This window comes from Gimesia fumaroli, from assembly GCF_007754425.1.
GTDB lineage: Bacteria > Planctomycetota > Planctomycetia > Planctomycetales > Planctomycetaceae > Gimesia > Gimesia fumaroli.
This window is the reverse complement of the sequence record NZ_CP037452.1, coordinates 1,659,856-1,686,825: the sequence shown is the minus strand read 5'-3', so window position 1 is coordinate 1,686,825 and position 26,970 is coordinate 1,659,856. Positions and strand designations below refer to the sequence as shown.

General features: G+C 49.5%; 19 protein-coding genes. 8 read left to right on the top strand and 11 right to left on the bottom strand.

Annotated features, from left to right (window positions below; genetic code table 11):
* Positions 1-107: 107 nt before the first annotated feature.
* The 5 genes from Enr17x_RS06470 to Enr17x_RS06450 form a co-directional block, all read right to left on the bottom strand.
* Positions 108-869 carry a succinate dehydrogenase/fumarate reductase iron-sulfur subunit gene (locus Enr17x_RS06470; protein WP_145306991.1) on the bottom strand — a complete coding sequence of 254 codons (762 nt, stop codon included), beginning with the start codon at positions 867-869 and terminating at the stop codon, positions 108-110.
* Positions 869-2,800 carry a fumarate reductase/succinate dehydrogenase flavoprotein subunit gene (locus Enr17x_RS06465; RefSeq protein ID WP_145306989.1) on the bottom strand — a complete coding sequence of 644 codons (1,932 nt, stop codon included), beginning with the start codon at positions 2,798-2,800 and terminating at the stop codon, positions 869-871. The genes Enr17x_RS06470 and Enr17x_RS06465 overlap by 1 nt, the downstream gene beginning before the upstream one ends.
* A gap of 75 nt (positions 2,801-2,875) precedes the next feature.
* Positions 2,876-3,619 (bottom strand): succinate dehydrogenase cytochrome b subunit, encoded by a 744-nt coding sequence (locus Enr17x_RS06460; protein WP_145306987.1) that lies wholly within the window; start codon positions 3,617-3,619, stop codon positions 2,876-2,878.
* A gap of 387 nt (positions 3,620-4,006) precedes the next feature.
* The gene (gene rnr, locus Enr17x_RS06455) at positions 4,007-6,295 is read right to left on the bottom strand and encodes a ribonuclease R (RefSeq protein WP_145306985.1); all 2,289 of its coding nucleotides are present in this window, start codon (positions 6,293-6,295) and stop codon (positions 4,007-4,009) included.
* 4 nt (positions 6,296-6,299) lie between these two features.
* On the bottom strand, positions 6,300-7,271 hold the full coding sequence (locus Enr17x_RS06450; protein ID WP_145212699.1) for a 3'-5' exoribonuclease YhaM family protein: 972 nt from the start codon (positions 7,269-7,271) through the stop codon (positions 6,300-6,302).
* A gap of 423 nt (positions 7,272-7,694) precedes the next feature.
* Here Enr17x_RS06450 and Enr17x_RS06445 point away from each other — a divergent pair, with 423 nt between their 5' ends.
* Positions 7,695-9,449, top strand: coding sequence for a proline--tRNA ligase (locus Enr17x_RS06445; RefSeq protein WP_145306983.1), 1,755 nt, complete (start codon positions 7,695-7,697; stop codon positions 9,447-9,449).
* 100 nt (positions 9,450-9,549) lie between these two features.
* Here the strand turns inward: Enr17x_RS06445 and Enr17x_RS06440 are convergent, their stop codons facing one another.
* The 5 genes from Enr17x_RS06440 to Enr17x_RS06420 form a co-directional block, all read right to left on the bottom strand.
* Complete coding sequence (locus tag Enr17x_RS06440; protein ID WP_145306981.1) at positions 9,550-10,218, bottom strand: 3-keto-disaccharide hydrolase; 669 nt, start codon at positions 10,216-10,218, stop codon at positions 9,550-9,552.
* Positions 10,219-10,322: 104 nt separating this feature from the next.
* Positions 10,323-11,792 carry a sulfatase family protein gene (locus Enr17x_RS06435; RefSeq protein ID WP_232100973.1) on the bottom strand — a complete coding sequence of 490 codons (1,470 nt, stop codon included), beginning with the start codon at positions 11,790-11,792 and terminating at the stop codon, positions 10,323-10,325.
* Positions 11,793-11,947: 155 nt separating this feature from the next.
* Positions 11,948-12,481, bottom strand: a complete 534-nt coding sequence (locus Enr17x_RS06430; protein WP_145306979.1) for a hypothetical protein — start codon at positions 12,479-12,481, stop codon at positions 11,948-11,950.
* A gap of 431 nt (positions 12,482-12,912) precedes the next feature.
* Complete coding sequence (locus Enr17x_RS06425; RefSeq protein ID WP_315853066.1) at positions 12,913-14,022, bottom strand: DUF6655 family protein; 1,110 nt, start codon at positions 14,020-14,022, stop codon at positions 12,913-12,915.
* A 522-nt stretch (positions 14,023-14,544) separates the two neighbouring features.
* Complete coding sequence (locus Enr17x_RS06420) at positions 14,545-15,006, bottom strand: tetratricopeptide repeat protein (protein WP_145306975.1); 462 nt, start codon at positions 15,004-15,006, stop codon at positions 14,545-14,547.
* Positions 15,007-15,501: 495 nt separating this feature from the next.
* Between Enr17x_RS06420 and Enr17x_RS06415 the strand changes: the two genes are divergently transcribed.
* Positions 15,502-17,055: a sulfatase family protein gene (locus Enr17x_RS06415; RefSeq protein WP_145313934.1), complete on the top strand. Its 1,554-nt coding sequence runs from the start codon at positions 15,502-15,504 to the stop codon at positions 17,053-17,055.
* 27 nt (positions 17,056-17,082) lie between these two features.
* Here Enr17x_RS06415 and Enr17x_RS06410 read toward each other — a convergent pair whose 3' ends face one another.
* Positions 17,083-17,928, bottom strand: a complete 846-nt coding sequence (locus Enr17x_RS06410; protein WP_145306973.1) for a hypothetical protein — start codon at positions 17,926-17,928, stop codon at positions 17,083-17,085.
* A 304-nt stretch (positions 17,929-18,232) separates the two neighbouring features.
* Between Enr17x_RS06410 and Enr17x_RS06405 the strand changes: the two genes are divergently transcribed.
* From Enr17x_RS06405 to recA, 6 genes are all read left to right on the top strand, one after another.
* Positions 18,233-19,357: an MraY family glycosyltransferase gene (locus Enr17x_RS06405; RefSeq protein WP_232100971.1), complete on the top strand. Its 1,125-nt coding sequence runs from the start codon at positions 18,233-18,235 to the stop codon at positions 19,355-19,357.
* Positions 19,350-21,764 (top strand): O-antigen ligase family protein, encoded by a 2,415-nt coding sequence (locus Enr17x_RS06400; RefSeq protein WP_145306969.1) that lies wholly within the window; start codon positions 19,350-19,352, stop codon positions 21,762-21,764. The genes Enr17x_RS06405 and Enr17x_RS06400 overlap by 8 nt, the downstream gene beginning before the upstream one ends.
* Before the next feature lie 103 nt (positions 21,765-21,867).
* The gene (locus Enr17x_RS06395; RefSeq protein ID WP_145306967.1) at positions 21,868-23,112 is read left to right on the top strand and encodes a DUF1573 domain-containing protein; all 1,245 of its coding nucleotides are present in this window, start codon (positions 21,868-21,870) and stop codon (positions 23,110-23,112) included.
* Positions 23,113-23,298: 186 nt separating this feature from the next.
* On the top strand, positions 23,299-24,978 hold the full coding sequence (locus Enr17x_RS06390; protein WP_145306965.1) for a multiheme c-type cytochrome: 1,680 nt from the start codon (positions 23,299-23,301) through the stop codon (positions 24,976-24,978).
* Positions 24,979-25,026: 48 nt separating this feature from the next.
* Entirely contained in the window at positions 25,027-25,593 is a 567-nt protein-coding gene (gene cyaB, locus Enr17x_RS06385; protein WP_145306963.1) for a class IV adenylate cyclase, read from the top strand.
* A gap of 287 nt (positions 25,594-25,880) precedes the next feature.
* Complete coding sequence (recA, locus tag Enr17x_RS06380) at positions 25,881-26,957, top strand: recombinase RecA (protein WP_145306961.1); 1,077 nt, start codon at positions 25,881-25,883, stop codon at positions 26,955-26,957.
* Positions 26,958-26,970 lie beyond the last annotated feature (13 nt).

The window sequence follows — 26,970 nt, the reverse complement described above, 5'->3', positions numbered from 1 at the left end:
TCAGGCAGACAGAATCTAAAATTTCTAAAACTCGGCGCGCAGAAAAAAAGCGAGGAGTCCGGACGGGAGACCTCGCCTTGAAAATTTGAGATTCAATTTTGCTGGTGCTACTCTTTGGAGCAGAGTTTGGCACGCAGATATTCCCGATTCAGACGGGCAATATTCGATACAGAAATTTCCGCAGGACAAGCGGCCTGACACTCTTCCGTATTCGTACAGTTACCAAAGCCTTCCAGGTCCATCTGTGCGACCATATTCTCGACTCGCGAAGCACGTTCCGGCTCGCCTTGAGGCAGCGTGGAAAGATGTGAAACTTTCGCCGACACAAACAACATGGCAGATGCATTTTTGCAGGCAGCCGCACAGGCACCACAGCCAATACAGGCAGCCGCATCCATTGCTGTTTCCTGAATATGCGCGGGAACCGGAATCGCATTGGCTTCAGGGGCATTCCCGGTACTGACTGAAATGAATCCCCCTTTTTCGATAATGCGATCAAAGGCACTGCGATCCACGACGAGGTCGCGAATGACGGGAAATGCCTTAGCGCGCCAGGGTTCAATCACAATTGTATCGCCGTTCTTGAAACGTCGCATATGCAACTGGCAGGTGGTCGTGCCTGAATCAGGACCGTGTGCCTGACCGTTAATCATCAGGCTGCACATGCCGCAGATCCCTTCGCGGCAGTCATGGTCAAAGGCAATCATCTCTTCGCCTTTTTCATGCAGCTGCTCGTTCAATACATCCAGCATTTCCAGAAACGACATATGCGTGGAAATGTCGGTCAGCTTGTATTCGACATAACGCCCGGCGGCATCAGGTCCCGGCTGTCGCCAAACTCTGAGCGTCAGATCCAAAGTCTCGCTCATTATTTATAACTCCTCGTAGTCAGAGGTACTTCGACAAATTCTAAATGCTCACGATGTTCCACTGGTTCTTTTCCAACCTCAGTGAACTCCCAGGCCGTGACATGACAGAAATTTTCATCGTCACGTTTTGCTTCATTCTCTTCCGTCTGATGTTCTTCACGGAAATGACCGCCGCACGACTCTTCCCGCACCAGTGCATCACGCACCATCAGCTCACCAAATTCCAGGAAGTCAGCCAGACGACCGGCGTGTTCCAGATTCTGATTCAACTGCTGTCCCTCGCCGATGACTTTGATGCTGGACCAGAACTCATCCCTCAGGTCACGAATCTTACCCATCGCTGTTTCCAGCCCCTGGCGTTCGCGGGACATGCCACAATATTCCCAGAGTATATGCCCCAGCTCACGATGAATACTGTCAGAGGAACGCGTGCCCTGGATTCCCAGAATTTTCGCATTCCGATCCTGAGCATTTGCCATCGCGGCCGTAAAAGCTTCATCGTCTGTTGAAACAGAAGGCAAGTTATGTGAAGCCAGGAAATGCCCCGTGGTATAAGGAGCGACAAAATAGCCATCTGCCAGTCCCTGCATCAAAGCCGAAGCTCCCAATCGATTGGCACCATGATCAGAAAAGTTGGCTTCTCCCAGAACAAACAGCCCGGGAATCGTACTTTGCAGATGATAGTCAACCCACAAGCCTCCCATCGTGTAATGGACGGCGGGATAGATTCGCATCGGAACCTGATACGGGTCTTCGCCGGTAATCTTGGCATACATGTGGAACAGGTTACCGTACTTCGCTTCGATCACATGTCTTCCGTCGCGGGCAATCGCATCCCGGAAATCGAGGAAGACCGCCTGGCCCGTCGCACCAACACCATAGCCGGCGTCACAGCGTTCTTTCGCAGCCCGAGAAGCCACATCACGCGGCACCAGGTTACCAAAGGCCGGATAACGACGCTCCAGATAGTAATCTCGTTCGGAATCGGGAATCTCATTTCCACGACGCTTATCCCCTTGTGCTTGAGGCACCCAGACCCGACCATCGTTCCGTAGACTTTCACTCATCAACGTCAGTTTGGACTGATAATCGCCGCTGACGGGAATACAGGTCGGATGAATCTGCGTGTAACACGGATTCGCAAAGAAAGCGCCCCGTTTATGACACCGCCACGCAGCGGTTACGTTGGAACCTTTGGCATTGGTCGAAAGATAGAAGGCGTTTCCATAACCGCCGGTACAAAGCAAGACGCAGTCTGCCGAATACTTTTCGAATTCGCCCGTGATCAGGTTCCGCACGATAATGCCGCGTGCGACGCCATCAATGACGACCAGATCCAGCATTTCCCGTCGCGGTAATAATTCAATCCGCCCGGCCCCCACCTGTCGCATTAGCGCACTGTAGGCTCCCAGGAGTAACTGCTGACCGGTTTGACCGCGTGCATAAAACGTTCGCGAGACCTGTGCTCCCCCGAAAGAGCGGTTTGCCAGAGACCCGCCATAATCGCGAGCAAAAGGAACGCCCTGCGCTGCACACTGATCGATGATGTTGTTACTGACTTGCGCCAGGCGGTGCACGTTGGCTTCGCGGCTACGATAGTCGCCCCCTTTAACGGTATCGTAAAACAACCGCCAGACGCTGTCGCCGTCATTCGGATAATTCTTGGCGGCGTTGATCCCCCCCTGAGCAGCAATACTGTGAGCACGCCTCGGGGAGTCCTGAAAACAGAACGACTGCACCTCATAGCCCAGTTCCGCCAGAGAAGCGGCTGCAGAAGCGCCTGCTAAGCCGGTCCCGACAACGATGATTTTTTTCTTCCGTTTATTCGCCGGGTTAACCAGCTTCATTTCCTGTTTACAGCGGTCCCACTTCTGGGCCATCGGACCTTCAGGAACTCGAGAATTTAAAACCGTCGTAGCCGCCTCGGCCATGATATCAACCTTCAAAACGGAAACTGTTAAACTAAAAAATGAGCTGTGACAACAAACACACTTGAATGATCGTGATCAATGAATGAAATATCCCCAGATCGGCAAGCTGACAAACCCGACTGCAATCACAATCGCAAACAGGATTGCCAGTTTTTTGATCAGCGGCATATATTTGGGGTGATTCAAACCCAGTGACTGGAATGCACTCCAGAAACCGTGCGATAAATGAAAACCAAGCACAATCGTTCCCACAATATAAATCGGAGCACTCAGGCTGCTGCCTAGTACCTGAACGATAATGCCGTAAGGTGTTGCGTCCTTATAATCGACGGTGGGATTCGCATGCAGTTTCATATCAATCATATGCATCACCAGAAACGCGAGGATGATCGAACCGGAAATAAACATCCAGGAACTGGTCCGCCCCATTGGAGTACGGCCAAAAATGGAAGGTGGTTCCTCAATCTTGCTTTGAGTCTCCTGATAACTGATATGACGTGCTTCGCGATTGTCACGAGTCAATTTAAATGCCAGGGCAATATGCACAAACAGCAACAGGAACAGCCCGGTTTCGGCGACCGGCAATAGCATCATGCTGTGCAACTCGTGAGCGTAGTTATTGTAAGAGTCTGCGCCCACATACACGAGCAGATTGCCCGCTAAATGCACAACCAGAAAGCTGCACAGTAAAAGCCCGGTGATCCCCATCACGAACTTCTGACCAATGGAAGAGGAGAGTAAAGTCATCAACCATTTCGTAGCTGATTTTCCGCCTGCTGACGGAGATGCCTGTTGTTTCTCACCCAATTTCGTCACCATAATCAAGCTCTCACCCGGTTACCCTGAGGCGATCCTGTGAACCATTTTGCGATATGAAAATCTCATCTGATCGCCCTGTTCACAGCCTTTCGCTCTGAATCTATTCTTACTCAACGGAAGGGCAGCCAGATTTCTGATACTACTTAAGTTATTATATTTCTTTACCTTGGAACATCAATCTTTACCTAATTATAAACTTGGATGCTTTTCCAAATATCAGGCGCTCCTGAATCAGTTCTAGAGCAAGACGGACTGATTTCAATCGAAACATCCGAATATCAATTCATTCCGACCCATCTGGAGGCAAATTAATGTTTTTGCTCGCCTCTGTTCTCTTTACATCGGATAGACGCCGATTGATCTCCGCTCCTCCTTTGACCTTTACGATTATTTTCTCTTTTTCTTCTTGCTGCGTTGTGATTTTACCTTCCGACTTTTCTTCTTCGTGTTCGGCTGCGTCTTTGACGAAGACTTCTTGGCCGACTTTTTATTGTTCTGGCGAGAGGGGACTGCGTTTGATGTCTTTGCCACCTTTTTAGAACTTGGCAGTCGGAAATCCAACTCACGGCGATCCAGATCGATCTTCTCGACTTCCACCGTTAAGAAATCACCGATCCGGTATTCCTGCCCCGTCCGTTCCCCAACAATACTGAATTTGGCGGCGTCCTGATGAAAGTAATCATGCTTTCCCAGACGACTGATGTGCAACAGCCCTTCCACCGGAACATCCGTCCCCCTGCAAAACAGCCCAAAGGTCTCGACGCCCGTGATCATGGTTTTCAGGGTTTTAATGTTATTCTCAATCATCCATGAAAGCAGTTTCACTTTGGTCAACTCACGCTCAGCTGACTCCGCCCGACGCTCTCGCAGGGAAAGCTCATGCCCCAACTGCCTGAGCCCTTGTGGGCTTTGCCCCTTCCCCTTGTCCGGCCGTTCCAGAATTTCATCAATCATGCGATGAATCGTTAAATCGGGATAACGGCGGATCGGGCTCGTAAAGTGGCAATAGTGATCAACGGCCAAAGCATAGTGACCTAATTCCTCATCAGTGTATTCTGCCTGCTTCAGACTACGCAGCAACGCATAATTGATCGCCTGTTCTACAGGTGTCCCATGAACCTGCTCGATCAATTGCTGGAGATCTTTACGGCTCTGGGCTTTTTTAAGCGTATAGCCCATCGCATTGACGAATTCTGCAAACGCTACCTGCCGCGGCAATTCCGGAGAGGGATGCACGCGTCTCAAAAATCGCAGTTTCCGGTCATTAAACGCTTCTGCTACAGAGATATTGGCGGCCAGCATAAACTCTTCGATGATCTGATGACTTTCATCATGCTCGCGTTCGACCGCGCCACTCACACGGTGCTTGTCATCAAAAGTGAGCCGGACTTCCGAAAGGTGCAACTCCAGCGCACCAGCGGCGAACCGGCGCCCCCGCAGGATCATCGCCAGGTGATGCATATTTTTCAGCAACTCTCGCACTTCAGCAGAAACGTCTTTCCCTTCGTCATCGCGTCCCTGAATGATTGGCAGAACCTGTTCATAAGCGAAACGCTGTGTGACTTGTACCGCGGAATTGGCAAATTCCGTATGGACGGGAACCCCCTCAGCCGTGAACTCGATGAAGGCGGATTTCGTAAACCGTACCTGACCTTCCTGCAGACTGGCCAATCCATTCGAGATAATTTCCGGCAACATCGGAATGACCTGGCCAGGCAGATACACGCTGGTTCCCCGCCGTTTCGCTTCGCGGTCCAGAATCGAACCCTCTTTCACAAAATGGGCCACATCAGCAATATGCACGCCTAGCAGCCAGTGCCCTTTTTCGTTTCGCGTTAATGAAATCGCATCATCAAAATCGCGGGCATCAGCGGGGTCGATCGTCACAATTGTCTCTTTGGTCAGATCACGACGATTCCCCAGTTTTGCTTCATCAAACAGACTGGCCTGCTCACGGGCTTCTATCAGGACCTCTTCCGGAAACTCCATCGGGATTCCGAATTCATAAACGATGGAAAGCAGATCCACGCCGGGCTTCCCGTGCGGCCCCAGCACCTTGGAAATAACGCCCTGCCCCAGATAATCCTTGGAAGGGAAATGCAGGATGTCGATAACCACTTTGTCTTCCGAACTCACCCCTTTAGCACCGGGGTCTCCGACATGAATCGGTGAATTGAAGATTTTGCCATCCACGTGGACATAACCTTCGCCGTGTGATTCAAAATAGGTGCCAACAAACGTCGTGGAAGCCCGCTCAATAATTTCCACCACGCGGCCGCAGATCTGGCCTCCGCTACGTCGGCGGTTGATCACTGTGGCATAGACTTCATCACCCGTATGAGCATCTCCCATATCCCGTTCAGAAATATAAAGATCGCCTGCGTGACGCTGGTCGTGTGCGATATCATCAGGCTTATGATGGGGAATCAGATAACCCGCGCCAGAACTGGTCTTCTTGATGGTTCCCGCAATCCAACCCTCTTTTTTGACCGGGCGGATTAATCCCGAGTCCGAAACCAGAATATCCTTTCGGGCACGGAGCGTCTCTATTGCCTGCTCAAATTCCGCAGATGTGGACTTCGAGCCTCCCACTTTTTTCAGCAGTGCCTTTTCACGCACGGGCGTATAACCGGGCCTGGTTACATAATCGAGAATTTTCTTCTCAAAATCGGGCATCACCTCAGTCCTCGGTTATTCCCTTAAATAATTTTCGCTGCAAGCGGGGCGAATAAGGGGTCCAGTTTGACGTGGAGTTCAGGTCATCATCGATGAATCGCGCAAACTCATTTACTTTCGCATCCAGATTATCAAGATGATGCAAGGCAACCGCTTCGGGAGTCATTGGCAACCGGGCACTACCAAATTCATACGTCCCATGATGACTGACGATCATATGCTTTAACCGCAGTTCTGCCTCTTTGGGAAACGATTCACCCGTCATTTCCTGATAGGCATTGATCTTTTCGGTCAGCATTTCCACACCGATAATCAGGTGCCCCAATAACTGACCTTCATCCGTGTAGACGAATTCATTCTCATAACCAAGCTCGCGCACTTTGCCAAGATCATGCAAAAAGACACCCGCCAGCAGTAGACTCATGTCTGCTTTGGGGTATAAATCCGCCACACGCTGGGCGGTCTCCATTAAATTGACAACGTGCTCGATCAATCCGCCATGATAAGCGTGATGGGTTTTGACGCCTGCGGGTGCTCTGCAGAATTCATCCATGAGCCCTTCATCAACCAGAAAGCACTCCATTAACGTGCGAATCTCATTGTTTTCGATGCTCAACAGCATTTCGCGGAGTTTACTCAGCAACTGCTGCACATCCTGTGGTGCCTGTGGTTGAAACTCGGCAGGGTCGAGATTTTCCGCGGAAACCGGTTCAATATAGGTCAGAATAATTTGCAAGGTTCCCTGAAACAGATGCACCTTGCCTTTGGCCTGGACGTAATTTCCGGATTGAAAATGCTGCATCCGTTCTTCAACGACGTTCCACATCCGGGCATTCACGACACCGGTACAATCTCGCAAATCGGCTGATAAAAACAGGCTGGCATTCCGGTTGGCACGTAACTGCTTATCAACCAACAGAAAAACCTCATTGACCGTATCACCATCTTTCAACTGATTTATATATTGACGAGACATCTCGAGTCGGCTTTCAGAAACACTTTTAAAACGCTATTGTCGATCTAAAGTTTCGCTAAGAAACACAATAGAGCGATCTTACGCCGTTCGATTCTGCTCAACAAGTCCGACACCAGTCCGTTCTGAAAGTCTGTCCCATTTGATTCCGACTGCTTCTGATTTACTCCTGTCCGTAGGTCCCGCCAGCGTCGCCTGAATACAACAACACATTCCCTCGCCAATACTTAGCTCGATTAGAATATTTTCTCGACAGCCAAGGCCGAACCTTTTGAATACGAATCTGTTCTGCTAGACTGTGTCCAGTTTTACCATAGCGTCTCCAAGGCCATTTGGACCGGGTATATTAGATTGAGAGACGCCGACTTCATCTGAGATCCATTCAACTACGTAAACATTTTCAAATCAAATACTTAAGGAAATAACGTGCGCTGGTCAAACACTCTGATTCCGACTATCAAAGAAGTTCCCGCTGATGCAGAAATTCCCAGCCATCAGTTAATGCTCCGCGCAGGGCTCATTCGCCAGTTGATGGCCGGCGCTTATACGTATCTGCCTCTAGGCTGGAAAGCCATACAGAAAGCAGCGCAGATTGTGCGGGAAGAAATGGACGCCGCCGATGCCGCAGAACTTCACATGCCGGCCCTCCAACCCCTGGGGCTGTTTGAACGAACACAGCGCAAAGATGCCTTTGGCTCGGTCCTGATTCAATTTGATGTCCCCCGTGGCAACCGCCTGATTCCGATGGCCCTGGGGCCAACTCACGAAGAAGTCGTGACCGACTTAATGAGTCACTGCATCAGCAGTTACAAACAACTTCCTTTGACCGTCTATCAGATTCAGACCAAATTCCGGAATGAAGAACGGCCTCGCTTCGGCGTATTACGCACCAGCGAATTTCTAATGAAAGACGCTTACAGCTTCAGTTCCTCAGTCGCGCAACTGGATGAAATCTACGACCGCATGTATCGGGCGTACTGCCGGATTTTCGCACGTTGTGGTTTGAAATACCTCCCCGTCGAAGCCGAAAGCGGCCCCATTGGGGGCGACGCGTCTCACGAATTCATGATTCCCGCTGACAACGGGGAAGATTCGATCGTGTACTGTGAAACATCCGGCTATGCTGCCAATATGGAACGCGCTGATACAGGCCGCAAGGCGCCAGAAATCAAGACATCGGCAAATGCAGGCACGCTGGAGAAACAAGCGACTCCCGAGGCGACCAGTATCGAGCAAGTCAGCAAACTGCTGGGCTGTAAGCCCTCCCAGATGATCAAAACACTGATCTATCTCGCCGATGAAGAACCGGTGGCAGTCCTGATTCGCGGTGATCACGAAGCCAACGAAGGCAAGATCCGTCGCGCTTTGGATGCGGGATCAGTCGAAATGGCCGACGACAAAGCCGTTCAAGAGGTCACTGGTGCTCCCACCGGATTCGCCGGCCCTGTGGGAATCAAGTGTAAAACCATCGCCGACCATGATATCCCCGTGATCGAAAACGCCATCACTGGTGCCAACGAAGCTGACATGCATCTCTTAAATGTGAATGTCGGCCGAGACTATCAACTGGAAACAACGTACGACCTGCGTAACGCGGAAGCCGGCGATCCCTGCCCTAAAAGTGGCGCGCCGCTGACCATAGTACACGGTATCGAAGTCGGCCATGTCTTTAAACTCGGCACCAAATATACGGAAGCACTCGATGCCAATTTTCTGGACGAAAAAGAAAAACGGCATCCGATTATCATGGGCTGTTACGGAATCGGCGTAAACCGGATTGTCGCGGGGCTGGCTGAAACACGTCACGATGACAAGGGATTGATCTGGCCCCTTTCGATCGCCCCATATGAAGTTCTCGTGATTCCTCTGAACACAAAAGACGAGGAAGTCATGCAGACTGCGGAACGCTATTACAACGAGCTCAAAGCGGCCGGCGTGGATGTCCTGTTTGATGATCGCAATGCCCGCGCGGGAGTCAAATTTAATGACGCCGACCTGATCGGAATCCCTTACCGTGTGGTGATCGGCGGTAAAGGACTCAAAAATGGTGAGATCGAAACCAAATGGCGCACGGCAGAAGACGCGGAAATGATCGCCCTGGATGCCGGCATTCAGCCGATTCTCGATGCCCTGGAAGCGAAGAAACAGGAAGAATATCAGGCGGCGAACGTCCCTGAGTAAGAGAACCTTCCTGAAGACAAAACCGGAATCAAAACAGCCGGCAGAGAATTAGATCCCTGTCGGCTGTTTTTTGAATTCGTCGTCGCTCAGTTCAAAGCGACTACTTTAGTTCTTTGATCCGAATATCTTTCCAGGCAACAGAGTAAGGGCCAGTTCCCTTTTTGATGCCGTGCACCTGCAGACCAATGAAACCTTTGGGATGTGTTTTATAAATCGCTTCATCGGTCAGGTCTTCAATCTCCTGACCATTGATCCAGGTCTGGATGCGTGGTCCATTCGCAACGATCCGAAATTTGTTCCACTCGCCATCTTTCAAATTCTTATGAGGCTTGAGTCGCTCCTGGGGAGTCAACCAGCCACGTCCGGTTGCTTCACCATAAACATACCCAGCTTCGGCACCATTGTCGCCACTGGCCTCAATTTCGACCTGAGGCCCATTTACGCGTCCGTTCCCGTCCTTCTGCTGGCTACGAATTTGCACGCCTGAGTTCAACTTGTTATGAACTTTGACTTCAAACTCCAGCTCGAAGTTGCCATATTTTTTCTTGGTACATAAAAATGAGTTGGGGCTGCCTTCTGAAGTCGTCCCTTGAATCGTTCCATCGACCACTTTATAGGTCGCGGTTCCATTGTGCTGGATCCAACCATCGAGGTTCTTGCCATTAAACAAATTCACCCAGCCTGACTTTTCGCCCGCCTGAACGCTGCTTGTCAGACAAACAGCCGCCAGGACAGCCATACTGATTCCTAATACGCGCTTTCGTGTCATGTTTTCTCTCCAAAAAAGTCTCAGTGTTGATATTAGTTCTAAAGCAGATTCGCCATCTTAACAAAGCGGGAGCTACAAATCGAGCAGCCGTACCATCAACTCCACTACGGAGCCAGTATCGGTCCCGGTGCATTGATTGTCGTCGCCTGCCTGGCATCGCCCGGCATTTCACGGTGTTCAAACTCGGGAGGCTTTGGCTCACCCGGTCGCTGATTCCGATCCAGAGTCGGATTGCTGGGAACGGTATCACCTGTTTCCGCCGTCCATTGATCCAACACCTTCCTGAGCCGGGTTAAGTCGGCAGCATACTCGGCTTTTGAAGCCAGATTTTGAAACTGATGCGGGTCTTCTGTGACCAGGTAGAGTTCTTCGGCCGGTCGAGGTTTTAAAAAGACATCTCTCTGAAACTCATTCAGCTTGCCAGCCTTGAATCGATCCCAGAGCACTTCACCCGAGGGGAATTCAATTGATTCTACGCACAGGTTTCGCTGTTCCGGCCAGGCATTGCGAATGTAAAGTAAATTCCCCGAGCGCACCATCCGTTCATGGGCCTTAAAAACGTGCCAGTTATGTTCCGCAATCGCATAATCACGAACCTTGGCCTCTGGCTGCTTGAATACGTTTTCAAAGCTGACTCCCTGAATGCGCGAGTCAGGTGTTACTCCCGCGACATCAAGAAACGTCGGACCAATATCGATCGTACTGACGAGACTCTGGCTCACCGTACCCGGCTTAATCGCGTCTGGCCAGCGCACAATCAATGGTGTTTTGATGCCGCTGTCATACAGTCTGGTTTTGCAACGTGGGAAAGGACGACCATTATCGGCAAAAAACAGCACCAATGTATTGTCGGCGATTCCCTGTGCATCGAGCTCATCAAGAATTTTGCCAGTAAAGAAATCAATGCGGCTGATTTCATCATAGTATTGCGCAAGATCCTTGCGTGTTTCGGGTGCATCAATCAGATAAGGGGGTACGACAACCTCTTCGGGCTTATGAGGTTGGTATTCGTTCGAGGCTTGCCACTTCCGATGTGCATCTACCGAAGCAAACCAGCAGAAAAATGGTTTGTCTTTCGGCCGCTGTTTCAGGATTGGAACCCAGTCCGCTTCCCGGCCTGGGCCCTTGCCTTTCGAAACATGATCAAAGGCGGTCAACGCATAAGGCCCCATGTGCTGTTTGCCGGAAATCACCGTGTAATAGCCGGCATCTTTTAATTGCTGAGGAAATAAAACCTGCCCTTCAGGGAGCGGGGTGTGCAATTCAGGAGCGCCGGTATTATGCGGATAGCGACCGGTAATCACACTGCATCGACTGGGACTGCAACTGCTGGTTGTCAGATATGCGTTGTCGAACCGCAGTCCTTCTTTCGCCAGTCGATCCAGATTGGGAGTTCGAATAGTGGGGTGCCCATAACATCCTAGATCATTCCAGGAGACATCATCAGCAAAGATCATGATGATATTGGGACGGGCAGACGCCGGTTTGTTCGCAGCCTCACTCGTGGGAGTCAGCAAAACAATAAAGGCAAGACATAGAAGCGAGTTCCACAAACGCATTTGAACATGCAACATGCACGCTACCTCAATTCAAAAGAGTAGAGAGAAATAAGATCCTGTCAGAAACAGCACACTCTACGGTACTATAACCGGAGAGACATCTCAATCTTGAGGTAGCAAATCAGCTTTGAAGATTCTCCAAAACCAACTTCATAAACAATCATTAGAAATCAAACATCATAATCCCCTTCAGGATCAATTCCAAAATCTTCGGTTTCTTCGGTTTCATTTTCCAGAAATGCGTTCTCATCGAAATCTGATTCTTCAGCTTCTTGAACGGGTTCCAAAGAAATGGTGAGATGAACTTTATGATGGACAACCGGGTTAAATTGTTCGCCCAGGGGTTCGAAGCGGAGATGGATATTCGCTTCAGAAGCAATTTCGTCCGCTGTCTTTTCCGCCGTTTCGGCTAAATCATTCTGGCCACTTTCGCGGTAACAGGCCCCTAACGACTTCCAGGGGAGTTGACTATGGGGTATCGGCAATAAATCAGCCGCATATTGCAGGGGTTGAATCGCCTCTGAGTAACGGCCGGCTCGTTTCAAAGATTCACCACGTAAAAAAGAATAGGATGCGGTGAGCGAACCGGGATCTTTTACTTTATCCAGTTCCCTGAGTGCTTGTCGGGGCATCCCCAATTCCAGATAGCCTTCTGCAGCAATCAATCTTCGCACTGTTTTTTTAGGAATTCGAGGGATCATCATAGTAACCTCCAGTTTCACCTGATCTGGTGAACTTAGCTGGTTGAATTTTTGGGGAAATCAACGCCTCTGGGCCAGATTTGTTTTTTCCCATTCTGGAAAAACGTAATTGAGAGTCCTCTGGATCAATTTTACCGCATAGAATGTGCCAAATCTCCTCTCTAACGATAATTAATAAATGTAAACCATTACTGAATAATAGCTTAAACAACCGTGGCAGTCTCACATCCAACATAGACAGTGCCATTTTGACAGCCAACCTGATATCAGAGTGGTTGCAACGTGCATCAAAACTGCACATGCTGCACTTTACAGGGGCTTTTCTTTAGACAATCAACAGCAGGAGCCGGTTCGGGGGCTAAGTCTGTACGAATGTTTCAAGTAAAACAGCAGATCACAAAAGCCTCTGCTTTCACTACGTAATAAACCGGAATTTACTCAGCAGGAATCTTGCGAAACTTGCCGTCAAATTCAAACTTTTCTGCTGGTTCTTGATCGACCGATGCCTGGGGAGCCTTCTGCTCCGCCGACTCGGGATCTTTAGGCCAGACGGTTGAGATGCGGGAAGGGTCGCTTTGTAACCAGTCCTGGTGGCTGGTTGCCTTCTCCGGCTTCAGGAAGAGAACCGTCTTAATTTTTGAGGGATCAATCTCAGTCTTCGATTCAGTACCGGCTTCTGTTTCAGCAGCATCAGTTTGAGCCACTTTTTCCGCCTCTTGCGTTTTGGGGGCTTCCGTCTTGGTTTCTGCTTTCGAAGCGTTTGCCGCTGCCTCGACTTTCTGCTCTGCTTTGGCTGCCGTCTCTGCTTTGATCCATTCTTCCAGCGTTTTCACTTTTCGCTTGGGGGCCTCTTTTTTGACCGTCGATGCTTTAGGAGTTTCAACGAAGCGAGCTGGCTCCAGATAATCAACCGTGCTTGCATTTGCAAATTCTTCGCCGCTCGCTAAAGGATTCGAAATCCTTGAGCCGGCGAACTGAGCGCCTTCTTTATAAATCGTTCCCCGCTGGAATGGTCCTGCTCCCAGAATCCAGGTATCACGGGCGGTACTCTTCGCCTGCAGGATTCCTGATTGCCAGACACGCTCACGTGTTTTCTGGTTATAAGCAAACACACTGATTTTTGCGGCTGCGGTCTGATTATTCTTTTTTGCTAAAGAGATTTCAGGGATAGTTGGAATCGCGGGAGCCGTGGGAACCAGCGATGCAGCAGACGAGAGCATATTACTTGCTGGAATTCCATAATTCACTTCATGCCCGTTGGTCGCCAGAGTGCCTACACGGGCTTCGATCACATAATCGGCGTCTTCTTTTTTTTCCTGAATCAGACAATTGGCCGCCACAATCTGCTGTCGCAATGAACTGACAATATAGTCGCCATTAACAAATCCGACTCCTTTCACATTTTTAATATATGTGGTGTCGAAATAGACTTTTTTATTCGCCAGTGTACTGAAATCAAGATGGGAAATCGTCTGATCAACCGCATCGGAAGTCAATAACTGTTCGGTCGCACTATTGCTAAGCATCTTGCCGCACCCAGCCATTAGAGTCAGCAAGGCTATACAAAAACAGGTATGTACGCGATTATTTATGAATCGATTGAAATCAAACATGAGTTGTAGCGATCGTCTTTTCAGCACAAATAGTCAACACGATTTCCACTGACCCGGCGGAAAATCCCGACAGGCAGCAGCCCGGAAACACTGTGTGAAATGAAACGTCCATACGTAATCATTTTGCAATCAAATACAGCATTGATTGTTCAATTCGTATTTCTGTTTTAATTGTGTGGGAAAGGTGGCCAGAACCAGGAAGGAACTTAGACCAGGAGGTTGTTACTCTGCCCTGAAACGTATGGGATACGATCAAAGACACAGATGAATCTGAGTGAATCCTCAAGTGAGAGGAATTAAGGAATCAACTCAGGGGCGGAGTATAACGAACGCATCGCGAAACTCAAATATGATTTTCAATCTAATAAAATAAACACAAACCAATACAATAAAAACACTTACAGCATATTCATAAAACTCATCTGAACGAGAATTCTGACAAATTCCAATATTTTAACGGGGAATCCGAGGACTACCAAACCGAGGGGACTCTGTAAAACCGGTCATTCGCGAAGGAATATCGCTCCACTCAAAGGTCGTTTTTCGTGTTTCTGTCAGGCTCAACACCGCACAGGTAACCTCGATCTCCTCAACGGCTTCCGCGGTCAGCGAAGCCACTTCTGCCAGTTCATGATACCCTCCCAGGCGAAAACATTCGCTCAAAGAACTCCAAGCCTTACGACTTTCCATGACGGGAAACAGACGCGCTGCCTGATGCAATGGTTCAATTGCTTCGTGATACTTTTCCTGACGACGGTATGCTTCGCCGATCAGATAAAGCCGCATCGCTTCAAGTACACCGGCGTCGTCCATTGAATGAAGTGCGTCCAGTGCCTGAATGGGCATGCCCAGTTCCAGATATCCTTCGGCGGCCATAATCTTGTGAATCACTTTGGGAGAAACATTTTCTAACATTATTCAATTCCTTTTTTTACCGGTGGGGCAAGCAATCCATTGCCCGGCTGCATTTTGTTTCCATAACAGGTCTCAGTCCTCTGAGACACAAAAACTCATACCGGTTCACAAAAGCAACCCTCGTACCAAACTGAAAATCACCATCGTTGAATTCGCCTATCTCGCTATACGCAAACACTTTTTAGCTACAAGAATTATTACTTCGTATCCGAAGGAACTGAGAAGAATGCACTTTCTACCCGGAATCCACCTGTAATTTCTACATCATTCTTTTTTGATGTCTCTACCTGCAATCCAGTTCACAGCACATCACAAAACTTGCACTTCCCCCTCAAACCCTGCATGATAGGAGTCAAATCCAACAATGATTTTACGACTTCGAACCAGATCATTTTTCTTCAAACTGAGGATGCCCCCATGCTGCCGCGCTTTCAGCCATCACCCCGATGCTCGCTTTCACTCATTTTGAGTCTGGTCTTTTGTTATCTCACCCTGATGGCTGGCGGCCTCGCAAAAGCCAGTGCTGATCAAAAACAGCAAAGACCCAACATCCTCTTCATTTTTACCGATGACCACGCATCTCACGCAATGAGTTGCTACGGCTCCAAGGTCAATCAAACGCCAAACCTGGATCGGATTGCCCGTGAAGGTATGCTGTTTAATAACTGTTTCTGTACAAACAGTATTTGTGGCCCCAGCCGCGCTGTGATCCTGACTGGCAAGCACAGTCACTTGAACGGGTTCAAACAAAACGGCAATAAATTTGACGGTTCTCAGCAAACCTTTCCCAAGATCCTCCGAAAAAATGGTTATCAGACCGCAATCGTCGGAAAATGGCATCTGGCAACACAACCTACCGGTTTTGATTATTCAGAAATTTTGGTCGGACAAGGCCCTTACTACAATCCCCCCATGATCCGAAACGGCGAGCGTGTGAAACACGTCGGCTACACTACAGATATCATTACCGATCTGGCCCTCGATTATCTCAAAAACAGCCGTGATCCAAACAAGCCCTTCATGCTGATGTTCCAGCACAAGGCACCACACCGCAACTGGCAACCCGGTCCCAAGTATTTACACATGTACGACGATGTAACCATTCCCGAACCCGACAACCTGTTCGATAATTACGAGGGACGCGGAACAGCCGCCAAACAGCAGGACATGACGATTGCCAAAACCATGACTGCCTTTGATCTGAAATTAACACCACCGAGAAACCTGACTCCCGAACAGTTAGCGGTCTGGAATGCCGCTTATGAACCTAAAAATGAAGCCTTCCGCAAAGCCAACCTGAAGGGGAAAGATCTAGTCCGCTGGAAATATCAGCGATACATGAAAGACTACCTGCGCTGTGTCGCCTCGGTCGATGACAATGTCGGACGCATGCTGGACTACCTGGAAAAAACGGGGCTCGCGAAAAACACGATTGTGATTTATTCCTCAGACCAGGGCTTTTATCTGGGAGATCATGGCTGGTTTGATAAACGCTTCATGTACGAAGAATCCTATCGCATGCCGTTTCTGGTGCGTTGGCCGGGTATCATCAAACCAGGCAGCGTGAATGACGACTTGGTTTCCAATCTCGATTTCGCGGAAACCTTTTTGGACCTGGCGGGTGCTCCCATTCCGGATGATATGCAGGGGGTCAGTCTGGTTCCTCTATTCAAAGGAAATGCCGGCAAATGGCGCGATAGTCTCTACTATCACTATTATGAATTTTATAACAACCGCCGCTCCGCCCACATGGTACGCCGTCACAATGGGGTCCGCACCAAACGCTACAAACTCATCGACTTCTATAATCTCGGCGAATGGGAACTTTATGATCTGGAAAAAGATCCCCGCGAAATGAAAAATGTCTACGCTGATCCGGAATATGCTCAGGTGGTGACCGATCTGAAAGCAGAATTAAAACGCCTGCAAACCCAATACAAGGTTCCCGATGACACAGGTTCGGTAGAGAAAGATCCCCCTTCACTCTATCTCAAGCCTAGAAACAGCGGCGCAGCTCAGAAGAAAAAGAAACCAGCAAGGAAAAACTAAACCAGGCTTCAACTCTTTCGGGTCAAATCAATACTGAGATCGACGATGAAATCGGATCGCGGCAACCGCATATTGTCGTGCTCCGAGATCCCAGCGCCACGGCGGTAACATTTCCACATCCTGAACGAGTGCTGCCAGTGAAGTATTCCCTTTCAGCTGAGAAAACAATAAACCGGGATGCACGCCATGAAAGAAATTGCGTGACGAGAGCAGCTGTGAGAGATATTGAGTGAATTGAAAATCCGGCACGTCTTTCAAGTCAGCCGCAGATTCAGACGAAACAAAATCACTCACCACTAAACCTGCCCCTCTCTCGTCAATGAGCCCCACGATGGTTTGAAAATGCTGTGAACGAATCGCAATCATCAGTTGTTCAAACTGAGGATGCGTATCTCCAACGGCATTCACCGCCTGCAGGATCAATTGACTCAACACACACGTTGAACAGACCACATCAAACGGCCCGGGCAGATCCAATTCAGCCGGTTCAGAGTAATGCTGGATGAGTTCACTCAAATCGGTCTCCGGTGAAACACTGTCTGCTTCGTAAGCAGACAGTGCCTGACCTGCCCCCGTAATCTCTCGTACGTGCAAAAAGAGACGCGGATTATCGGAAACCTTTTGAGATTGAACGCCATACTCCAAAGCACTCTCATCAAGGTCGACCAGATGAACCTCACTATACACCTGCAGTAGACGCTGCAAATCAAGATCATTGCAGTTACCTGCTCCCAGCAGACAGAGCCGCCCCTGTCTGTTTCCAGCCAGTCCAGTCAGATATTTCGTCAGCGTGACACGGTGACTTGCGCCCGACTCCCAATTGGGTCTGCTGGCGAGATTAAACTGATATTCACCCTCAAATAATTTGTTCATTGCAGCGGTTTGATGGCTCCATAAGACTTAGCGGTTTCACAGGTTATACAGATAGAATCAACTTTAAGTCATACACCAGATATATCAATCGAAAACGAAGGAGAAATGCATTTTTCGCTACCACTAAATCGTTTCGTCAGCCAAACTAGTGGAGTCTCATTTTTAAATTTTGGGTTAATGGATATCACGCGAGTGCGACAATGGAGCACGTAAACAACATTCCCCACCCTCAATTTCCAGCTTGAGAAAGCACTAGGACATCTATCGCAAGACCCTCCGTTTTTTATCCTGAATGTCATCTGTAATGTTATTCTTTGTATTTGCTTGCCTGATCCCTGCATTTCTGATTTCGTTTCTGTCCACAGCGGCGATGCGCAAACTGGCCCCCAAATGGGGACTCATTGATCAGCCCGCACAAAGGAAAGTACACAGCACGCCCACTCCTCTGGGAGGCGGCGTCGGCATCTGGCTGGGAGTCGTTGTTCCCATCGCTGTCGCGCAATTGACTGTGCTGGTGATTCTGAAAACAGGCATTTCTACCAGCTGGATTCCCCAGGAACTGGTCCCGCATTTAGAAGGGGTCCTCTATCGCTCCGGACAATTATGGACTGTACTCGGGGGAGGAACCGTCCTGGCGGTGATGGGACTGTTAGATGATAAACATAATATTTCCTGGAAACCGCGTCTGGCAATTCAAATTCTGGTCGCAGTGGGACTGGTTATGGCAGGCGTGCGGGGAACGCTCTTTATCCAGCAGCCCTGGATCGGCATTGTATTGACCATGGCCTGGATAATCGTACTGGTCAATTCGTTGAACTTTCTGGACAACATGGACGGTCTGACTTCCGGCATCGGATTGATCGCGGCAGTTTTGTTCGCATTGATCATGTTACGATTCACGGGTGAACCACGGTGGCTCGTCGCAGGTGTGTTACTGGTGCTCGCCGGTTCGATTGCCGGTTTTTTGTGTCACAACTGGCCTCCGGCTAAAATATTCATGGGAGATTCCGGTAGCTACTTTATCGGTTTGATCCTGTCGACGATGACCATTCTGGGAACCTTTTACCCTGGAGATGCCCCCACGGGAGAATCGGTTGCCAGTCGCCACGTCATTCTGGCTCCGCTTTGTATTCTGGCTATCCCCCTGTATGATTTCTGCACGGTTATGATCATTCGCCTGAAAGAGGGACGCAGTCCTTTTCATGCAGACAAAAGCCATTTTTCACATCGGCTGGTCGAACTGGGACTGAGTAAACGGAATACGGTACTGACGATTCATCTGGCAACCTTGACGACCGGTGTAGGAGGGCTGATCTTATATGAAGTCTCTACCTGGAATGCCGCTCTGCTCGTCATACTGATGATTTTGTGTGTCTTATGCATCGTGACCATCCTGGAGAACGTAGGTCGGAAAAATCGGAATGAGTAAACGCCGAAAACAGAACCGGTCACAGACAACTCCTTCTCAACCCACGCCCCCTGCGCCCTCATTCCAGCGACTTCCCTGGCTGCTCGACGGAATCCAACTGTTTCTGATTGGCACGCTGATCACAGCCCGCTATTTGCTTCCCGCCGAATCAGCGCCGCAGGGAGAGACCCTGCCCATCACATTGGGGTGGTTCCTCGTAGCAATTCTATTTTGCGGCACACTGCTTTCAGACCGGACTCGCCGCTTCCGAATTGATCGATACGACCTGGGCGTCTGGCTGCTGGTTTCAGGACAAGTTATCTCAACATTGGTCATGATCTATACCGCAGAAGGTCAACAACGAGCCGCCTTGAATATGATGTGGGAATGGGTGGGCTTAGGACTGACCTTTTCGATCACACGTCGATTGATCGCAACAACACCGCTTCGCGCCACATTATTACACGGGTTCTTGACGACGCTGGTGCTGCTCTCAATCTACGGAATCTGGCAGCATCATTGGATGTACGATCAACTGGCACAAGAATACCTGTCTGTGCGTCAGCAATACGATGCGGCTGCCTCTCCTGCAGAACGTGCCCGGTTCCAGCAGCAACTTTTAGCCATGGGGGCTCCCACTGATTCACTTTCAGGCAGTGGGCAGCAATTGTTTGAACAACGCCTGCTCAACAGTTCGGAACCCCTGGGAATGTTTGCGCTGGCGAATACTTTTGCGGGCCTGCTGGCGGTTGGCTTCCTGATTGCGTTTGCACAAACCATTCATATTTTGTTTTCTAAAACCGCAAACGCGGCTTCGAAATCGGATCGCTTCAAATCCTGGATTCTGATGCTGCCTACACTTCTGATCGGCTATTGCCTGGTCCTTACCAAGAGTCGTACTGCCTGGGTTGGCGTCATGGGAGGTCTGGTTTGTTTCATACTCTTAAAGCTGATTCAAAAACGTCAAGGCACAAATGAACAACGAGCGATCTGGAAGAAACAGGCCTTCAAATGGGGCATCTCAGGTGCAATTGTTGTTGTCGGATTTTTCCTGCTGGCAACATTCAGTGGCGGCTTTGACCGGGCCGTTTTGACCGAAGCTCCCAAATCACTCCAGTATCGTCTGGAATACTGGACGGGCACTTGGGATGTGATTCAAGAGAACCCCTTATGGGGCACAGGACCGGGAAACTTCCGCAATCATTATCTCAAACACAAATTGCCCGGCTCCAGCGAGGAAATTTCTGATCCTCATAACATGTTTCTGGATGTCTGGGCCAATGCAGGCCTCATTGCGTTCGCAGGACTGCTGGTGATTCTCTCTCTGGCAAGCTATCACTGGTTAATCAGACCACTGCCGGACTCTGAAAAACCCCAACTCAAAAACATCGATTCCGGACAACAAATCTCTCAGGACCAGATCCTGTTATTACTCGGTTTTGTGCTCTCGTTTCCTCTGCTGTGGGGGGAGCAACTCTTCCTGCAATCCATTGATGAAGTTCGTCTCTGGCTTTTCTTTTTGGGCTGGCTGGTGATTCATTTCGTCCTGAATGTCGGCTGGAATGCCTTGAATGAAACAAATCAGCACAACTCAGCAACATCTTTCGTCCCCCTGGCACTGGCCTCTGCTTTTGTCGCGCTGTGCATTCATCTGCTGGGGGCCGGCGGAATTGCCATGCCAGCGATTACCCAGACCTGGCTCCTGCTTTTGGCGCTCGCATTCCCGGTAACATCACCATCACCAGATATCGAGGAAACGAAAGCAGAAGAAAGTCCGTCCACCTCAGCACGGCCCCTGAAACCTATACATTTGAAAACCACAGGATTGATTTTCTGCATCCTGTTAACGGTTTTCTTTGCCAAGTCAGCATTTGCGCCAACAATCGAACGAAAAAGTCTCGTAAGGGAAGGAGAGCAGGTGCTTTTGCGCGGACAATCCGCTCGAATGGCGCAGCGGTATTTCAATCAGGCCGGCCAGGCAGACCCTCTTTCTCCTACTCCCTGGCAGGCATTGGCTGAGTTGGAGTTTCGTCAATCAGCAAAGCACCGGGATGCGTTTGAACAAGGAGTGAAACTCAAGCAGGCAGCCATTCAACGAGATCCTGTGAACCCGCTCAACTATTTTCAACTGGGACAACGCTTCTATCAGCAGTATCAAACATCACAGAAACAGGAGGATTTGGACGGCGCGATCGAAAACCTGAAGCAAGCTGTCAGCGGATACCCCAACAATGCCCGCTATCGGGCCGCGTTCGCAGAAGCTCTGTTTGCCGCCAGACAACTCCCCCAAAGCCGGGAACAGGCACAGCGGGCGTTTGAGTTGGATGAAGCCAATCGCCGCGCCCAGCATGTCGACAAATATTTGAAAGAAAAGACATTAAACCGAATGAAAGAAATAATTAACGTAACACAAACGAATCAGAATTGAACTCAGGCGCCCTGCCCCTCATAATACAGGCAGGTACAATATCGTCGTACCTCAACTTATTATTTTGTATCTCATATATAACGACTTCTTTGCTGGTGGAATTATGAACCTTCGTACTGTTTTCACAACAATGGTTGTTCTCATCGTCGCACTTGTTGGTACTGTCTGGCTCGGACGGGGGAATGGTGATCTTGAATCGCCGCAACCGGCGAGACCTGTAGCATCCCCCGATGACGACCGCCCCAAGATTGCTGAAAAAGGCCCGTACCCCAAAGCAGTCGTCGATGAGTCACTCTATAACTTTGGTGAGATGGCGGTGGGACAATCATTGTCGCACAAGTTTATCTTAAAAAATGAGGGGGAAGTTCCACTCGAAGTCAAAAAAGGAAACACCACCTGTAAATGTACGCTCAGCGAAATGAAGGACAATTCCGTCGCCCCGGGGAAATCCATTGAGATCGAACTGACGTGGACCCCTAAAAGTGCACAGGAGCATTTCGGGCAAACGGCCACCATTTTCACAAACGATCCTAAGAATCAGGAACTCAAACTTCAGATCGAAGGCACCGCCAATACTCTGATTACGTTTAGCGGAGGGATGATGGGGACAGCAAGCTGGTCCCTTCCCACCATGTCGAGTGATAAACCGGTTTCGTACCAGGGATCAATGCACACCAAGTACCTGGATGAATTCAAGATCACAGCAATCGAATCCGACCGTTCCGGGCTGAAGGCTTCCTTCAAACCACTCACCCCGGAAGAACTCAAAGAAGCGGATGCCAAGTCAGGCTATTCGATCGAGGTCACCGCCGACCCCACCAAGTTCCCCCTGGGAGGATTCAGTGAACATTTGACAGTTAAGACAGACATCCCCAATGACTTGTCCGCAGAAGCACACGATCATCCTGAAGGGCACGACCACAAGCACGAGCATCCGGCCGAAAATCGAACATTCGTGATTCAGGTTTCAGGAAATCATACAGGCCCCATTCGAATTGTTCCGACATTTGGTGTGCATTGGAACCCGCAATCCATGGTCTTGAACCTGGGAGAGTTTTCTGCCCAAAAAGGAAAAGAGGTTGTTCTCTCCATGTTTGTGGAAGGAACTGAACAACCTCTGGAAATTGTCGATCAGGAAATCTCACCTGATTTTCTGAAATTTGAGCTCAAAAAAGATGACAGCTTTCAATCGAAAACGAAACAGCGCTATGTTTTGAAATTTGCTGTTCCACCTGGACCGCCAGTCTCCTTTGGGCGTACCAATCTGGCGAAAGTCAAACTGCAAACAAACCACCCCAATGCCAAAGAAATTGAGTTCCGGGTTCAGTTCATTTCACTCAAACCCTGAATTCAGGCTCGAATCTGTTCTCAAACTCATAGCTCCGTCTTGTTTTTATCTATTTTCTCTTTCACTTTGTCCGGGCCACTGTCAGATCCACTTTGACGCAACACCATGTGATGAGCTAAGATAAACAGCGAGGAATCTCCTACCCTGTTTATGTTCCTCATTCATTTCCATGGAAGGCCGCATTGAATGTTATCGAAACAAATCTCACTCCAATATTGCCTGCTTTCTCTGCTCTGCCTGCTTCTGCAGGCTGGTTGTGAAAGCAACACATCTCAGTCAACGACAACAACTTCCGATTCAGCCGTTTCTGAAAATCAATCGCAACAACAGAGTCCGGAACGTTCTCCTTCTGCCGAACAAGATTCGGATTCCACATCGGAAACTCCCGATGTTACCAAAATGAAAAAAACCGCTCCGGAAAAAAACAAAGCGACAGTAACGACGAAAATAACGGCGGTTTCTCAAAGCACACCTAAGCCATTATTTAAGGATTGGCCTGCGCCTGAACTGGCGATTGTTTTAACGGGTGAACGGCACGGATATCTGGAACCCTGCGGGTGTACTCAAAATCAGACCGGCGGCGTTTCGCTACTGGCCAATCTCTTCAAACAGATCGAAGACCGCAAGTGGCCTGTCACCGCTTTTGATCTGGGAGGTCTCGTTAAACGCAATCGGCGACAGAGCCAGATCAAATATGAAACCATTCTCGCTTCAATGAAAGATATGAAATACGCCGGGGTCGGACTGGGACCGGAAGAACTTCGCTTTGGCGCCGATATTTTCCTGCAACTGCATAATCCCCAGCCCAATTCCCCCAACACGACACCCACATTTTTGGCAGCAAATATTCTGATTCTGGACACACCCGATCTGGGCAAAAGCCATTTCAAAATCATCGATGTCGGTGGCGTCACAATGGCGGTTACTTCGATCATCGGTAAAAGCCACATGGAAAAAGTCCCCGATATCACCTGGCAGGAACCCGCCAAAGTCCTGCCTGACGTGATCAAAAAAATGGAAGCAGCCAAACCGGATCTGATGATTCTGCTCTCCCAGTCCGAAAAAGAGGAGTCGAAGGCACTGGCAGAGAAGTTCCCCGTCTTTGACATTCTGCTAACAGCAGGTGGTGTAGAAGACCCGATTGGCGAACCAAAATTCATCGGCAAAACTATGATGGTCGATGTCGGCCACAAGGGAAAAAACGCTGGAGTCGTCGGCTATTATCCAAAACAGGCGTCCCAAGACGATCCTTCAAAACGGTTTCGATTTACGGTAATCGAGCTCGATAAACAACGTTTCAAAGACACCCCCCGCATGGCCGAACACATGCAGTTCTATCAGGATCGCCTGAAACAGGAAGATCTGGCAGCGAAAGAACTTCCCATCGACCACCCCCGCGGCGCCACATTCGTCGGAGCCGAAACGTGCGGCGAGTGTCATACCAAAGCCTATGAAAAATGGCTCACCACCGCGCACGCCCATGCCTATGAAAGCCTGATTAACGGGCGCAAGGATCAGATTGAACGAGGTGAGAAAATTATTTCCCGCATCTATGATCCTGAATGTCTCTCCTGCCATGTGACCGGTTGGCATCCTCAAGAAGTGATTCGTTACAAAAGTGGTTTTGTGAATAAACAGGAATCGCCACACCTGTTAGGTCAGCAGTGTGAAAACTGTCACGGCCCGGGAAGCGGTCACATCGAACTGGTTGAGATGGACAAACTCGAAGAAGCCAAAAAAGTGATGCGAGTCACGCTTGCCGAAGCCAAAAAGAGTACCTGCTACCAGTGTCATGATCTCGACAACAGTCCCAAGTTTGAATTCGACTCCTACTGGGAAAAAATCAAACACCCCTGGCGTGACTAAACCCCCTTGTTCTATTTATCTGAACGTCCCCCATCATAGAGACTCCCAATGCTGGAAGTGGAACAAAAGTTTTTACTCGCTGATAAAACGGCTTTGCTGGATCAACTGGCACAACTCGGCGCGACACAGGAAACGGACCAGGAACAGGAAGACCTTTACTTCACGCACCCCGTACGAAATTTTGCTGAAACGGACGAAGCCTTTCGCATCCGCCGCATCGGCTCTGAGAATCGGGTCACCTATAAAGGTCCCAAGCGGAACACGGTCAGCAAAATACGCAAAGAAATCGAGCTGGCATTTGAATCCGGCCAGTCTGCCTTCGAACAACTGACTGAAATGCTGGAGCTACTGGGATTTCATCCTTTGAGAAGTGTCCGCAAACGGCGGACTCCCTTTACCTGTCAGCATCAGCAGCGCGCCTTTGAAATCACCATCGATGAAGTCGAAGGACTGGGCCTGTTTGCAGAAATAGAGCTCCTGGCAGAAGAGTCGGAACTCCAGGAAGCAGATAATGCCATCATTGAACTGGCTGCTTATCTGGGAATGACTCATCCCATCCGCACGTCGTATCTGGGCATGCTGATTGAAAAAGAAACCCAGTCCGGCTCTGACTGAGCTTATTGTGAATTTTCAAAGCTTTCCCTCCATTTATTCCTTTTCAGACTGGGGAAATTCTGAAATAATTGCCGACAGATAAAAATGTCTCATGTTTTCTATTGTGGCAGAAGAAAAACTAACTAGTATATATTAGTTCACAATAGATACTTCTTTTAGAATCCATGGGTCGAGACGGCGTTCAATAATAGCGTCCCCGCAATTCTCGATAAATTAGGCACTTGCTTCGCCTGACGAACTCGAACTCATTTGCGGGGCAAATGCCATATTATTGAAGGAAGACCTCAATGGCTGCAAAAGCACGATCAAAACGAGCTGCAACTCCCCCTCCCACTAAGAATAACGGCTCTGGTGACTCCGAAGGAATGCTCACCAACGCTCTGGGACAAATTGAGCAGGCGTTCGGCAAAGGCGCTATCATGAAACTGACGGGCGATAACGCCCAGGCCGTTCCCTCGATTGCCAGCGGCGCGCTCTCACTCGACCTGGCACTGGGCGGCAAAGGCTTTCCCCGCGGTCGTATCATTGAGCTGTACGGCCCTGAATCGAGTGGGAAAACCACGCTCGCATTACATGTGATTGCCAATGCCCAAAAAGAAGGGGGCATCGCCGCCTTTATCGATGCCGAGCATGCACTGGATCCCGTCTGGGCCAAGAAACTCGGCGTTAACATTTCGGAACTTCTGGTCAGCCAACCCACCTATGGTGAAGAAGGACTGCAGATTGCCGAAATGCTGATCAAATCGAATTCCGTTGACGTCATTGTCGTGGACTCGGTTGCCGCTCTGGTTCCGAAAGCTGAACTGGATGGTGAGATCGGCGATACACACGTTGGTCTACAGGCGCGCATGATGAGTCAAGCCATGCGAAAGTTAACCGGCGCGATTTCCAAATCGAAAACGACTGTGATTTTCATCAATCAGATTCGTGAGAAAATTGGCGTCATGTTCGGCAGCCCCGAAACGACGCCCGGCGGTCGTGCCCTGAAGTTTTACAGCTCAGTTCGTGTCGATGTCCGCCGCATCGCGACTCTGAAAGACGGCGATACGGTTACCGGCATTCGTATGAAAGCCAAGATCGTCAAAAATAAGATCGCCCCTCCGTTCCGCATCGCCGAATTCGATATGCTCACGACGGGCGGAATTAACTTTGAACTGGACCTGCTGGATCTTGCCGTCGAAAATAAAATTGTCAAAAAGGCCGGAAGCTGGTTCAGCTACGGAGAAACACGTCTCGGACAAGGTCGCGACCGTTCCAAGGTCGTGCTGGAAGAGAACCCTGATATCTGCCAGGAAATCAAACAGAAAGTTCTGGAAGCAAAAGGGCTTGTTCCCTCTTCCCAGCCGGAAGCGGTCGAAGCCTGATTTCGTTAACGTC

Coding starts and splice junctions, on each gene's coding strand:
- Enr17x_RS06470 (WP_145306991.1), bottom strand. CDS start 869: ATGAGCGAGACTTTGGATCTGACGCTCAGAGTTTGGCGACAGCCGGGA.
- Enr17x_RS06465 (WP_145306989.1), bottom strand. CDS start 2,800: ATGGCCGAGGCGGCTACGACGGTTTTAAATTCTCGAGTTCCTGAAGGT.
- Enr17x_RS06460 (WP_145306987.1), bottom strand. CDS start 3,619: ATGGTGACGAAATTGGGTGAGAAACAACAGGCATCTCCGTCAGCAGGC.
- rnr (WP_145306985.1), bottom strand. CDS start 6,295: ATGCCCGATTTTGAGAAGAAAATTCTCGATTATGTAACCAGGCCCGGT.
- Enr17x_RS06450 (WP_145212699.1), bottom strand. CDS start 7,271: ATGTCTCGTCAATATATAAATCAGTTGAAAGATGGTGATACGGTCAAT.
- Enr17x_RS06440 (WP_145306981.1), bottom strand. CDS start 10,218: ATGACACGAAAGCGCGTATTAGGAATCAGTATGGCTGTCCTGGCGGCT.
- Enr17x_RS06435 (WP_232100973.1), bottom strand. CDS start 11,792: ATGTTGCATGTTCAAATGCGTTTGTGGAACTCGCTTCTATGTCTTGCC.
- Enr17x_RS06430 (WP_145306979.1), bottom strand. CDS start 12,481: ATGATGATCCCTCGAATTCCTAAAAAAACAGTGCGAAGATTGATTGCT.
- Enr17x_RS06425 (WP_315853066.1), bottom strand. CDS start 14,022: ATGGCTGGGTGCGGCAAGATGCTTAGCAATAGTGCGACCGAACAGTTA.
- Enr17x_RS06420 (WP_145306975.1), bottom strand. CDS start 15,006: ATGTTAGAAAATGTTTCTCCCAAAGTGATTCACAAGATTATGGCCGCC.
- Enr17x_RS06415 (WP_145313934.1), top strand. CDS start 15,502: ATGGCTGGCGGCCTCGCAAAAGCCAGTGCTGATCAAAAACAGCAAAGA.
- Enr17x_RS06410 (WP_145306973.1), bottom strand. CDS start 17,928: ATGAACAAATTATTTGAGGGTGAATATCAGTTTAATCTCGCCAGCAGA.
- Enr17x_RS06405 (WP_232100971.1), top strand. CDS start 18,233: ATGTTATTCTTTGTATTTGCTTGCCTGATCCCTGCATTTCTGATTTCG.
- Enr17x_RS06400 (WP_145306969.1), top strand. CDS start 19,350: ATGAGTAAACGCCGAAAACAGAACCGGTCACAGACAACTCCTTCTCAA.
- Enr17x_RS06395 (WP_145306967.1), top strand. CDS start 21,868: ATGAACCTTCGTACTGTTTTCACAACAATGGTTGTTCTCATCGTCGCA.
- Enr17x_RS06390 (WP_145306965.1), top strand. CDS start 23,299: ATGTTATCGAAACAAATCTCACTCCAATATTGCCTGCTTTCTCTGCTC.
- cyaB (WP_145306963.1), top strand. CDS start 25,027: ATGCTGGAAGTGGAACAAAAGTTTTTACTCGCTGATAAAACGGCTTTG.
- recA (WP_145306961.1), top strand. CDS start 25,881: ATGGCTGCAAAAGCACGATCAAAACGAGCTGCAACTCCCCCTCCCACT.